Raw genomic sequence first — 12,345 nt, 5'->3', positions numbered from 1 at the left:
AGTCATCGTCCTGCCCTCCTCGTGCGGCGGCCCTGGTCGGAGCTGATGACGTCCTCGCGCTGCGCCCGCGCGGCCGCCTGGTCCTCGGCGAGGAAGCGGTCTTCCTCGTCCTCGGTCAGGGGGGCGTCGTGGTGCGCGCCGAGGTAGGCGTCGACCACGGCCTTGTTCTGGCTGATGGAGTCCGGTGCGCCTTCGGCGATGACCTTGCCGGCGGCCATGACGACCACCCAGTCGCTGATGTCCCGGACGACGTCCATGTCGTGCTCGACGAAGATGACCGTCATGCCCTCCTCGCGGAGGTCCTTGACGTGGCCCAGCAGGCTCTGGGTCAGCGCCGGGTTCACCCCGGCCATCGGCTCGTCGAGCATCACCACCTGCGGCTCGCTCATCAGTGCTCGGGCCATCTCGAGCAGCTTGCGCTGACCACCGGACAGGCTGCCGGCGAAGTCGTCCTTCTTGGCGTCGAGCTTGAACCGCCGGAGCAGGTCCATCGCGCGTTCGGTGTTGGCCTTCTCCTGGGCGCGCCAGGTCCCCGGCACGAGGGCCCGCAGGAAGCTCTCCCCGGACTGCCCCTGGGCGCCGAGCAGCATGTTCTGCAGCACGGTGAGCCGGGACAGCGCCTTGGTCAGCTGGAAGGTGCGGACGACGCCGAGCCGGGCGACCTGGTGCGGGCTGAGCTTGCCCAGCTCGCGGCCGTTGAACGACCAGGTGCCGGTGTTGGGCTGGTCGAACCCGGTGAGCAGGTTGAACAGCGTCGTCTTGCCCGCACCGTTGGGCCCGATCAGCCCGGTGATGCCACCGCGCTGGATCTCCAGGTGGTCGACGGACACCGCGGTGAGCCCACCGAAGGTGCGGGTGACGTGGTCGACGACGATCGCCGGGTCGGGCTTGGCGACGCCGACCTCCCAGGGGACGTCGCGGAGGGCGGCCTGGGCCTCCCGCCGGGGCTCGGCGCGGGTGGCGCCGGCCAGCGGCGTCGTGCCGGGGGTCCCGTCGGGCCGTGCGGCGTGCGCGCCGTGGGGAGCGGGGTCAGCGGGCATCGAGCATCACCTCTCGTCGGTCACCGAAGATGCCCTGGGGCCGGAACACCAACAACAGCATGAGCCCGATCCCGACCAGCACGTAGCGCAGCTGCGCGACGTCGGTGGAGGAGAGCAGCTCCGAGGGGATGACCCCGTTGGCGATCAGCGAGCGCAGCCCGGTGTCGGCGAACTGCAGGATGAACAGCAGCAGCATGGACCCGATGACCGGGCCGAGCACCCGTGCGGCGCCACCGAGGATCAGCGCCGCGTAGGCCAGGAAGGTGTTGGCGTTCTGGTACTGGTCGGGGATGGCCGACCCGGTGCCGACGGCGTAGACCATGCCGCCGAAGGCGCCGAAGATCCCGCCGAGGACCAGCGCCTGCATCTTGTAGGCGTAGACGTTCTTGCCCAGCGAGCGGACGGCGTCCTCGTCCTCCCGGATGGCCTTCACCACCCGGCCCCAGGGGGAGCGCATGAGCGCCCAGACCAGCAGCGAGCACAGCGCCACCAGGATCCACCCGACCGTGCAGACCCAGAGTTCGCCGCCGCTCCAGGTGGTGCCCAGCAGGTCGTACCGGCGGGCGGTGTCCCAGGGGGCCAGGGCGATGAAGTCGCGGTTGAACGCCGACAGCCCGCGGGTGCCACCGGTGACCGGGGTGGCGGAGACCGATCGGAAGACCAGTCTCAGCCCCTCGGCGGTGGCGATGGTGACGATGGCGAGGTAGTCGGCCCGCAGGCGCAGCGTGGGCAGGCCCAGCAGGAGGGCGAGCACGACGGCGGCGAGGACCCCGACGAGCACCCCGACCCAGAAGGGCAGCCCCCACTGGCTCACCGAGATGGCGATGCCGAAGCCGCCGAGCATGGCGAAGGCGATCTGGCCGAAGTTGAGCAGGCCCGTGTACCCGAAGTGCACGTTGATGCCGATGGCGAGCAGGGCGAAGAAGATCGCCTGGAACCCGAAGAACGCCTTGCCCGCGATCGCGAACGCGTTGAGGAGGTCGGCCATCGGTCAGCCGATCCTGGCGCGGCTGCCCAGGATGCCCTGGGGACGGACGACGAGGATGACGATCAAGAGGAGCAGCCCTCCGACGTACTTCATGTCATTCGGGATGACGAGGGTGGACATCTGCACGAAGACGCCGACGATCAGGCTGCCGAGCAGGGCGCCGTAGGCGGTCCCGAGCCCACCGAGGGTGACCCCGGCGAACATCAGCAGCAGCAGCCGGAAGCCCATGTCCCACTGGACCTGGTCGGAGAGACCGAGGAGCACCCCGCCGAGCGCGGCGAGCGCACCGCCGAGCACCCACACGAAGAGGACGACCCGGTTGACGTCGATCCCGGAGGACGCCGCCAGGTCCCGGTTGTCCGACACCGCGCGCATGGCCTTGCCGATCTTGGTGCGCTGCAGCATGAGCGCCACCAGGACCAGCACGACGACCGCGATGACGATCGAGGCGATGTCCCGGTCCTGCAGGGTGAACAGGCCGTAGCTCCTGGCCCGCTGACCCTGGTAGTCGGCGTAGGGGTTGGAGAACCCGCCGTAGAAGATCTGGTAGCTGTAGCGCAGCGCCAGGGAGAGCCCGATCGAGACGACGAGCGCCGCGATGAGCCCGGTGCCGCGGCGCCGCAGCGGCCGCCAGATGGCCAGCTCGTTGAGGGCACCGATGACGCCGCCGACCACCATGGCCAGCAAGGCGGCCGGGATGAGCGGGACCCCGCCCTGCACGTTGATGTACCAGGCGGCGATGGCGCCGATGGTGACCAGCTCACCGTGGGCGAAGTTGGTCAGCCCGGTGGTGCCGTAGATGAGCGACAGGCCGACCGCCGCCATGGCGATCAGGAGCCCGAAGCGCAGGCCGTCGACGAACAGCTGGACGGCCCGGATGGTGCCGCCCCCGTCGTTGCGGCTGCCGTCGTTGAGGCCGATGTTGACCGGCTGCGCCCGCCCCGCGTCGACGGTGACGGTGCGGCTGGGCTCGCCGTTGACCACCACACCCTCTGGCAGGTCGTCGGGGTCGACGCTGACGACGTACTGGCCGGGGCCGGGCAGGTCGACCTCCCACCGGCCGTCCTCGTCGGTCTGGACGGTGTCCACGGTGTCGCCGTCGGGCGTGGCCACCTCGACGGTGACCCCTTCGATCGGGCCGCTCAGGCTGGTCTGCAGCGTGCCGCGGACCTGCTCGCCGGCCTCCGCCGCGGAGGCGATGCCGGGCACGAGGGTCGCGAAGGCCATCCCGAAGGCGGCGATGAGCAGGGCCAGCACCAGGGGGCGGTGGGTGCGGCGCCGCCGGCGCTCGCTCCGCCGGGATGCGGACCGGTCCTCCCGGGTGGAGCTGCGTTCCCCGTACCTCGCGGCACGGTGGGGCGCGTGCGTCACTCGACCTCCCAGCCGTTGAATGTGAGGCGGGACAGTAACCCACTCGCGTTACGGGCATCGACCTGCTGGGACACACTGTGACCCTTCTGCGACACGCCGATGTGCTACTCGCGGGTAGTCGGGGAGCGACGTGTCGCGCCGCCGTCGTCGCCGATCGGCTGGCCGCGGAGGTGCGGGCGCGGGTTCAGCGGGCGGGGCGGATCAGGCAGGTGAGGCGTGCGCTGGCCGTCGGACGGCCGGCCTCGTCGCTGACCGAGATGAGGAAGGTCGCCAGCGTGCGGCCGCGCCGGACCGGCGTGCAGACGGCGGTCACCAGGCCGGAGGTGGCGGCGCGCAGGTAGCTGGCGTTCAGCTCGATGCCGACCACGGTGCCGCCGGGCCCGGCGTGCAGCATCGCCGCCCAGGACCCGATGCTCTCGGCCAGGGCGCAGGTGGCCCCGCCGTGCAGCAGGCCGAAGGGCTGTTCGTTCCCGGCGACCGGCATGGTCGCCACCAGCCGCTCGGGGGTGAAGTCGGTGATCCGGATACCGAGCTTGTCGTCCAGGGGCCCCTGGGTGTCGGACGGCAGCCAGTCCGGACGCGCGGTCGTCATCCGCGCACCGTAGCCACCGGCGGTCCGTGGTCGGCTCGTGTGCCCGCCCGGGGTGTCGGTGGGCGCCCTTAAGCTCGTGGTCGATGTCCGCACCGGTGAGCACCCCAGCCAGCACGACAGCCTCCGACCCGGCCCCCGGTGTCCGTCCGCGGCTGCTGCTGCTCGACGGCCACTCGCTGGCGTACCGGGCGTTCTTCGCCCTCCCGGTGGAGAACTTCTCCACCACCACCGGGCAGCCGACCAACGCCGTCTACGGCTTCACGTCGATGCTGATCAACGTGCTGCGCGACGAGCAGCCCAGTCACCTCGCGGTGGCCTTCGACGTCAGCCGGAAGACCTTCCGCAGCGAGATCTACGCCGACTACAAGGCCAACCGCGCGGAGAGCCCGACCGACTTCCGCGGGCAGGTGAGCCTGGTGCAGGAGGTCCTCGGCGCGCTGCACGTGCCGGTGATCACCGCGGAGAACTACGAGGCCGACGACGTCATCGCCACCCTCACCGTGCAGGCGGTCGAGCAGGGCATGGACGTGCTGATCTGCACCGGCGACCGGGACGCGCTGCAGCTGGTCAACGAGCACGTCACGGTGCTGTACCCGCGCAAGGGCGTCTCCGACCTGACCCGGTTCACCCCGGAGGAGGTCGAGGCCAAGTACGGCCTGACCCCGACCCAGTACCCCGACTTCGCCGCGCTGCGCGGCGACCCCAGCGACAACCTGCCCAACATCCCGAGCGTGGGGGAGAAGACCGCCGCCAAGTGGGTGCGCGAGTACGGGTCGCTGAACGCACTGGTCGACCAGGTCGACACGGTCAAGGGCAAGGTCGGGGAGAAGCTGCGGGAGCACCTGTCCTCCGTCCTGCAGAACCGCCGGCTCACCGAGCTCGACCGCGCGGTGCCGCTCGAGGTCGGTCCGCAGGACCTCGCCGTCCAGCCCTGGGACCGCAACGAGGTCCACACCCTCTTCGACAACCTGCAGTTCCGGGTGCTGCGCGACCGGCTCTTCGCCACCCTCGCCACGCCGGAGCCAGAGGTCGACGGCGGGTTCGAGGTGACCGCCGACCGGCTCGCCCCCGGTGAGCTGGGCGACTGGCTCGCCACCCACGCACGCACCGGGCACACCGGCGTCGTCTTCCGGGGCACGTGGGGCCGGGGCGTCGGCGAGCTCACCGGCCTCGCGCTGGCCGCCGCCGACGACCACGCCACCTTCGTCGACCTGGGCCCCGACCTGGACGCCGCCGACGAGCAGGCGCTGGCCGGCTGGCTGGCCGACCCGGCGACCCCCAAGGTCGTGCACGAGGTCAAGGGGCCGCTGCTGGCCGTCTGGAACCGCGGCTGGGACCTGCAGGGCATGGTCAGTGACACCGCGCTCGCGGCCTACCTGGTCAACCCCGGGCAGCGCTCCTTCGACCTCGGTGACCTGGCGGTGCGCTACCTGCGCCGCGAGCTCAAGGACGCCGCGGAGCCGGAGGGCCAGCTGACCCTCGACGGGCTCGGCCCCTCGGAGGAGGACGTCGCCGCGGCCGCCGCGCACGCCGACGTGCTCAAGGCGGTGGCGGTCAACGACCTGTCCGACGCCCTGGAGCAGGTGCTCGGTCAGAAGGGCGGCGACCAGCTGCTCGGGGACATCGAGCTGCCGCTGACCCGGGTGCTCGCCGCCATGGAGCACCGGGGCATCGCCGCGGACCTGGACTCCCTGCACGAGCTGCAGCGCGAGTTCGCGGCCGCGGTGACCGAGGCGGCCGACGAGGCCTACGCGGTCATCGGCAAGGAGATCAACCTCGGCTCGCCCAAGCAGCTGCAGGCGGTCCTCTTCGACGAGCTCGGGCTGCCCAAGACGAAGAAGAACAAGACCGGCTACACCACTGACGCCGAGGCACTGACCTCGTTGCTGGCCTCCACCGGGCACCCGTTCCTCGAGCACCTGCTGCGGCACCGGGACGTCACCCGGCTGCGCACCGTCATCGACGGGCTGATCCCGATGGTCGACGAGGTGGGGCGGGTGCACACCACCTACCAGCAGACGATCGCGGCGACCGGCCGGCTGTCCTCCACCGACCCGAACCTGCAGAACATCCCGATCCGCAGCGCCGAGGGCCGCCGGATCCGGCAGGCCTTCGTCGTGGGCTCGGGCTACGAGTCGCTGATGACCGCCGACTACAGCCAGATCGAGATGCGGATCATGGCCCACCTGTCGGAGGACGCCGGCCTGATCGAGGCCTTCACGTCGGGTGAGGACCTGCACTCCTTCGTCGCCTCGCGGGCGTTCGACATCCCGATCGAGCAGGTCGACCCGGAGATGCGCCGCCGGATCAAGGCGATGAGCTACGGCCTGGCCTACGGGCTGAGCGCCTACGGGCTGTCCCAGCAGCTGCGGATCACCCCGGAGGAGGCGCGCGGTCAGATGCACGCCTACTTCGAGCGCTTCGGCGGCATCCGCGACTACCTCGACGGGGTCGTGGACGACGCCCGGCAGACCGGCTACACCGAGACGACGCTGGGCCGGCGCCGCTACCTGCCCGACCTGACCAGCGACAACCGGCAGCGCCGGGAGATGGCCGAGCGGATGGCGCTCAACGCGCCGATCCAGGGGTCGGCCGCCGACGTCATCAAGGTGGCGATGCTCAACGTGGAGCGGGCCATCGCGGCCGAGGGGCTGCGTTCGCGGATGCTTCTGCAGGTCCACGACGAGCTGGTGCTCGAGGTCGCGGCGGGGGAGCGGGAGACCCTCGAGGCGCTGGTGCGGCGCGAGATGGCCGGCGCGGCGCAGCTGTCGGTCCCGCTGGAGGTCTCGGTCGGCTTCGGCACCAGCTGGGACGACGCCGCCCACTGAGGAAGGACCCCGAGGCTCCCCACGCCTCGCAGGTTCGGCGTGGGCCCCTGCACCGGGGCCATGGCTCGCCCCGAGCGTGCGAGGGGGGAAGAGAGGGACGAGGTCCTCCTGCCCACGCCTCGCAGGCTCGGCGTGGGCCCCTGCACCGGGGCCACAGGCGGGACGGTCAGCTAGGGGGTCAGGCGGCGGCGCGGGCCAGGGGGAAGGTGCAGACCCGCTGCCAGGAGCCGGCCGCGCGCGTGCCGGCGTACAGCGCGGCCGTGTCGATGTGGGTCCGCAGCGGCATCGCTGCGCAGAGCACCTCCTGGGCGTGCTGCAGGCCGGCCAGGTCGCCCTGGCGACGCTGCCCGATGCTCAGGTGCGGCTTCGGCTCGCCGTGTGCGCCGCGGTAGGGCGGGTGGTCGGGGTAGGCCTCGGCCACCACCCGGGTCAGCCGGCGGAACGGCTCCTCGGGGTCGGGCGCCAGGTAGAGCATCTCCTCCCCGAACCAGGCGGTGTTGGTGAACGTGCAGTCGAAGGCGGGCACCGAGGCGAGGAGCTCGGTCAGGCCGTCCAGCAGCGCGTCGTCCACCTGGCGTGGGGTGACGAACGGGTAGATGACCGCCAGGTGCGCGGGCACGCCCCACGAGGCAGACACGTCGAACTGCTGACGGTGTACGTCGACCAGCGGGTCGGCGTCCGGGACGAGCACGACCACGGCGCTCTCGGTGGCGTCTTCCAGGACGGTCTGTGCTGTCTGGTCCACCGCGTGGCTCCCTCGCTCCGGTCCCGCGTCCCGGGCCGGGCCCGGCGTCGCGGCCCAGCCTCGCAGGTCCGGACCCCGATCGGCAGGTCGGCGGCCGGTCCCGCCGCTCAGCCGGGCAGGTGGCAGACCAGGATCAGCGTCCCCGGCATCAGGGCACCCCGCTCCGGGGACCACTGCCCCCAGGTCTCGGTGCGGCCGGGCGTCCACTCCGGCTCGATCAGGTCGCCGAGCACGAACCCGGCGCCGACGACCGCCCGTACCCAGTCGCCGATCGTGCGGTGGTGCTCCACGTACACCGTCGTCCCGGCCTCGTCGGTCTCCACGTACGGCGCGCGGTCGAAGTAGGAGGAGACGACGCGCAGGTCGGCCGGGTCGGGAGAGTCCGGCATCGGCCACCGCATCGGGTGGTTCACCGAGGCGACCAGCCGTCCGCCCGGCCGCAGCACCCGGGCGACCTCGGTCAGCACCGCCGTGGCGTCGGCGACGAACGGCAGCCCGCCGAACGCCGAGCAGGCCAGGTCCACGCTCGCGTCGGCCAGGGGCAGCGCACCCGCGTCGGCCTGGAGCAGGGGGACGGCGATGCCGGTGGACCGGTTCAGCTCGGCCGCGCGGGCGAGCATGCCCCCGGAGACGTCCAGCGCCACCGGGGAGGCGCCGGCCGTGCGCAGCCAGCGGGAGCAGGGCGCCGACCCGCAGCCGATCTCCAGCACCCGGCGCCCGGCGACCTCGCCCAGCAGGTGCGCGTCGGCCTCCCGCAGCCCCTCGGGGCACCAGAGGAAGTCGGCGTCGCCGAGGTCGCCGCCGTGCTCGGCCAGGTAGGCCGGTGCGGCGGCGTCCCACCAGCCCCGGTTCGCCCGGGCGGACTCGGCCGGACCGGCCGCCCGGCGGGTCACGCCACCGGCTGCCGGGTACCCGTCCACGGCCAGTGGGAGAGGGGCGGCGGAGGGGTGCGCGGGGGTGCTGTCCATGACGCGCCGATGGTGACACGCCGTCGTGCGGGTGACCGGGCCGGCCGGGCCCGCCCCCTGGTGGACCGGCAATCGCCAGGTCCGTACGATGGTGGGCACGCCAGAGGTCTGTGGCGTCGGCCCTCCGTCACGAGGGCCGGCATCGCCGTCTCCCGTGAACCTCCCCGTGGTCCGCCTGGCCCGCGGGTGAACTCCTTGTCCCTACGCATCCCCCGTCCGGAGCACTCGACCACATGACCTCCACTCAGGTCCGTCCCGACAGCACCCCCCAGATCGCGGTCAACGACATCGGCACCGCCGAGGACTTCCTCGCCGCGATCGACCAGACCATCAAGTACTTCAACGACGGCGACATCGTCGAAGGCGTGATCGTCAAGGTCGACCGGGACGAGGTGCTGCTGGACATCGGCTACAAGACCGAGGGCGTCATCCCCTCGCGTGAGCTGTCCATCAAGCACGACGTCGACCCGACCGAGGTCGTCAAGGTCGGCGACGAGGTGGAAGCCCTCGTCCTCCAGAAGGAGGACAAGGAAGGCCGGCTCATCCTGTCCAAGAAGCGGGCTCAGTACGAGCGCGCCTGGGGCACGATCGAGGCCAAGAAGGAAGCCGACGAGGTCGTCACCGGCACCGTCATCGAGGTCGTCAAGGGCGGCCTGATCCTCGACATCGGGCTGCGCGGCTTCCTGCCCGCCTCGCTCGTCGAGATGCGTCGCGTCCGCGACCTGCAGCCCTACGTGGGCCGCGAGCTCGAGGCGAAGATCATCGAGCTGGACAAGAACCGCAACAACGTCGTCCTCTCCCGTCGCCAGTGGCTGGAGCAGACCCAGTCCGAGGTCCGCAGCGAGTTCCTCAACAAGCTCGCCAAGGGCCAGGTCCGCACGGGCGTCGTCTCCTCGATCGTCAACTTCGGTGCCTTCGTGGACCTGGGTGGCGTCGACGGTCTGGTGCACGTCTCCGAGCTGTCCTGGAAGCACATCGACCACCCCTCCGAGGTCGTCGAGGTCGGTCAGGAGGTCACCGTCGAGGTCCTCGACGTCGACCTGGACCGTGAGCGGGTCTCCCTGTCGCTGAAGGCGACGCAGGAGGACCCGTGGCGTCAGTTCGCCCGCACGCACCAGATCGGTCAGGTCGTGCCGGGCAAGGTCACCAAGCTCGTCCCCTTCGGTGCGTTCGTGCGCGTCGACGAGGGCATCGAGGGCCTGGTGCACATCTCCGAGCTGGCCGAGCGCCACGTGGAGATCCCGGAGCAGGTCGTGCAGGTCGGCGACGAGATCCTCGTCAAGGTCATCGACATCGACCTGGACCGCCGCCGCATCTCGCTGTCCCTCAAGCAGGCCAACGAGGGCGTCGTCGGCGACGAGGAGCAGTTCGACCCGGCCGCCTACGGCATGGCCGCCCAGTACGACGAGCAGGGCAACTACGTCTACCCCGAGGGCTTCGACGCCTCCACCGGCGAGTGGCTCGAGGGCTACGACGAGGCCCGCGAGACGTGGGAGCGGCAGTACGCCGAGGCGCAGGCCCGGTTCGAGGCGCACCGCAAGCAGATCGCGGCGGCCAAGGAGGCCGACGCCGAGGCTGCGGCCGGTGGCAGCTACTCCAGCGAGCCGGTCGACGCGCCGGACGCCCCCTCGACCGGTGGCACCCTGGCCTCCGACGAGGCGCTGGCGGCCCTGCGGGCCAAGCTCGCCGGCGGCGAGTGACCTCGCAGCTCGTCTGAGCAGCACCTGACCGTGCGCCGTCCACCTCCGGGTGGGCGGCGCACGGTCGTCTCTGCGCCAGGTGGCCGCCGTCCACGCGTCGCGAGCCTGGGCGTCGTCGGACCGGACGACCGCGTCGCCAGCCGCTGACGGCCCGCTGACCGTCCTTCCCGGACAGGGACGGCCCGCTGACGGAGGGTGGGCCGGGACGGCGTCGACTCCGCCGACCGTGGGCCCCGGACGGCGACGACCCCGCCGACCGTGCGGTCGACGGGGTCGTCGGGTCCTGGGGCTCGGCCGTGAGCTGTCGGACCGCGGCTGCGTGCCGGCTCGTCCGTGAGCCGTCGCAGGGCAGGCAGCGGGGGTGGTGCCCCTCGGTCAGGCCCTCCCGCCGTCCCCTGCCGTGAGCTCGCCGGCGGTGGGGACGGGCGGGACCTGGGTCAGAGGCTGAGGATGATGGCGAACGCGGTGCGCGGGCGACCGCCGGCGTTGGCCAGGAAGTCCCAGGTGTGCCGACCGGAGCGCACGCTCGGCATCAGGGCGCGGAAGAACGCGGCCCCGCGGCTGCCCTGCGGCAGGCGCTCGCGCACGCCGGGGAGGTCGGAGCAGCGCACCCCGCCGGGGGCGTCGATCCGGTGCCGACCACGGCGGGGAGTGCCAGCGGTCGACAGTGCGCCATCGAGCGTGGAACGGGACATGGTCGGGTCTGCCTCTCTCCTGTGGCGGGGGAAGTCCACCGGGACGAAAGGTAGGTCCTGTGACTGGTGTGACTGGTGCGACGCGCCGGGGCCGCCGGGGCCGTGACCTCGCCGAGACCTGAGGGGCCCTCGCCGTGCGGGAGGACCCTGCGCGAGGACGGGGCTGCTCCTAAGGTCGCACCGTGGTGAAGATCGGGCTGACCGGCGGCATCGGTTCGGGCAAGAGCACCGTCGCGGCCCTGCTGGCCGAACGGGGTGCCGTCGTCGTGGACGCCGACCGGCTCGCCCGCGAGGCGGTGGCACCGGGGACGACGGGGCTGGCCGCGATCGCCGAGGAGTTCGGGCCCGGGGTGCTGACCGGGGACGGCGCGCTGGACCGGGCTGCGCTCGCCGCGGTGGTCTTCGCCGATCCCGCGGCGCGGGCCCGGTTGGACGCGATCGTCCATCCCCGGGTGCGCGCGCGTGCAGCTGAGCTGGCCGCTGCGGCACCGCCGGGGTCGGTCGTGGTCCAGGACGTGCCCCTGCTGGTCGAGACGGGGCAGGCGGCGTCCTTCGACCTGGTGCTCGTCGTGCAGACCGACCCGGAGACCCGGGTCGCCCGGCTGGTGGACCGGGGGCTGTCCGCTGCCGACGCGCGGGCCCGGATCGCCAGCCAGGCCACCGACGAGCAGCGCCGGGCGGTCGCCGACGTCGTGTTGCGCAACGACGGTCCGCCGGAGGAGCTGGCCGCGCAGGTGGATCGCTTCTGGTCCGAGCACGTGGAGCCCGCGACGTGCTGACCCCGCGATCAGTTCCGCCGGCCGGCGCGGTCCTCTCGTGCAGGCCCCGGTGCGGGGTCCCGGTCGCGGAGGAGAGTCGAGATGGCGCAGCAGAAGATCGTCCCGAACCTGTGGTTCGACAGCCAGGCGGAGGAGGCGGCGCACTACTACGTCGACGTCTTCGGGGAGGGCCGGCTGCTCAGCGTGGCCCGCTACCCGGAGGGCGCGCCCGGCCCGGCCGGGTCGGTGATGAGCGTCGAGTTCGAGGTGGCCGGCCAGCGCTTCGTGGGGATCAACGGCGGACCGCAGTTCCCCTTCACCGAGGCCGTGTCGTTCCAGATCGACTGCGCCGACCAGGCCGAGGTCGACCGCTTCTGGGACCGGCTCATCGGGGACGGGGGACAGGAGAGCGAGTGCGGGTGGCTCAAGGACCGGTACGGGCTGTCCTGGCAGGTCGTCCCGGCCGGCATGGCGGAGGTGTTCGCCGACCCCGATCCGGCGCGGGCCCAGCGGGCCGTGCAGGCCATGCTCGGGATGCGCAAGCTCGACCTCGCTGCCCTGCGTGCCGCGGCCGACGGTGTGCCGGTCGGCTGAGTGGGGATGATCACAGGAGCCCGAGGTCGCCGGCGGACCCGTCGCCCACCAGCACAGAAGGCCCCA

At 72.2% G+C, this 12,345-nt stretch carries 11 protein-coding genes; 4 read left to right on the top strand and 7 right to left on the bottom strand.

Annotated elements, in window-relative coordinates:
• Nucleotides 1–2 precede the first annotated feature (2 nt).
• The 4 genes from FB380_RS20055 to FB380_RS20040 all read right to left on the bottom strand — a co-directional run bounded on the left by FB380_RS20055 (nt 3) and on the right by FB380_RS20040 (nt 3,991).
• Nucleotides 3–1,040: an ABC transporter ATP-binding protein gene (locus FB380_RS20055; protein WP_166757026.1), complete on the bottom strand. Its 1,038-nt coding sequence runs from the start codon at nt 1,038–1,040 to the stop codon at nt 3–5.
• Nucleotides 1,030–2,028, bottom strand: coding sequence for a branched-chain amino acid ABC transporter permease (locus FB380_RS20050; RefSeq protein ID WP_166757025.1), 999 nt, complete (start codon nt 2,026–2,028; stop codon nt 1,030–1,032). The genes FB380_RS20055 and FB380_RS20050 overlap by 11 nt, the downstream gene beginning before the upstream one ends.
• Nucleotides 2,029–2,031: 3 nt before the next feature.
• The gene (locus tag FB380_RS20045; protein ID WP_229682174.1) at nt 2,032–3,285 is read right to left on the bottom strand and encodes a branched-chain amino acid ABC transporter permease; all 1,254 of its coding nucleotides are present in this window, start codon (nt 3,283–3,285) and stop codon (nt 2,032–2,034) included.
• Between the two features lie 298 nt (nt 3,286–3,583).
• Entirely contained in the window at nt 3,584–3,991 is a 408-nt protein-coding gene (locus FB380_RS20040) for a PaaI family thioesterase (RefSeq protein WP_166757024.1), read from the bottom strand.
• 83 nt (nt 3,992–4,074) lie between these two features.
• Between FB380_RS20040 and polA the strand changes: the two genes are divergently transcribed.
• A complete protein-coding gene (gene polA / locus FB380_RS20035) occupies nt 4,075–6,819 on the top strand; it encodes a DNA polymerase I (RefSeq protein WP_166757023.1) in 2,745 nt (914 codons plus the stop codon).
• A 178-nt stretch (nt 6,820–6,997) separates the two neighbouring features.
• Here the strand turns inward: polA and FB380_RS20030 are convergent, their stop codons facing one another.
• Together FB380_RS20030 and FB380_RS20025 are read right to left on the bottom strand one after the other, a co-directional pair.
• On the bottom strand, nt 6,998–7,564 hold the full coding sequence (locus FB380_RS20030) for a 2'-5' RNA ligase family protein (protein WP_166757022.1): 567 nt from the start codon (nt 7,562–7,564) through the stop codon (nt 6,998–7,000).
• Nucleotides 7,565–7,671: 107 nt separating this feature from the next.
• Complete coding sequence (locus FB380_RS20025) at nt 7,672–8,532, bottom strand: class I SAM-dependent methyltransferase (RefSeq protein WP_166757021.1); 861 nt, start codon at nt 8,530–8,532, stop codon at nt 7,672–7,674.
• Between the two features lie 233 nt (nt 8,533–8,765).
• On the opposite strand from FB380_RS20025, the gene rpsA reads away from it, so the two are divergent.
• A complete protein-coding gene (rpsA, locus tag FB380_RS20020) occupies nt 8,766–10,232 on the top strand; it encodes a 30S ribosomal protein S1 (protein WP_166757020.1) in 1,467 nt (488 codons plus the stop codon).
• A gap of 437 nt (nt 10,233–10,669) precedes the next feature.
• Here the strand turns inward: rpsA and FB380_RS20015 are convergent, their stop codons facing one another.
• Nucleotides 10,670–10,927 carry a hypothetical protein gene (locus tag FB380_RS20015; RefSeq protein ID WP_166757019.1) on the bottom strand — a complete coding sequence of 86 codons (258 nt, stop codon included), beginning with the start codon at nt 10,925–10,927 and terminating at the stop codon, nt 10,670–10,672.
• Between the two features lie 182 nt (nt 10,928–11,109).
• Between FB380_RS20015 and coaE the strand changes: the two genes are divergently transcribed.
• Complete coding sequence (coaE, locus tag FB380_RS20010) at nt 11,110–11,706, top strand: dephospho-CoA kinase (RefSeq protein ID WP_166757018.1); 597 nt, start codon at nt 11,110–11,112, stop codon at nt 11,704–11,706.
• 81 nt (nt 11,707–11,787) lie between these two features.
• Complete coding sequence (locus tag FB380_RS20005; RefSeq protein WP_166757017.1) at nt 11,788–12,279, top strand: VOC family protein; 492 nt, start codon at nt 11,788–11,790, stop codon at nt 12,277–12,279.
• The last annotated feature ends 66 nt before the right edge of the window (nt 12,280–12,345 follow it).

Origin of the sequence: Modestobacter marinus (assembly GCF_011758655.1) — a bacterium.
Classification (GTDB): Bacteria; Actinomycetota; Actinomycetes; order Mycobacteriales; family Geodermatophilaceae; genus Modestobacter; species Modestobacter marinus.
This window is presented reverse-complemented; position numbering and strand designations above follow the sequence as displayed.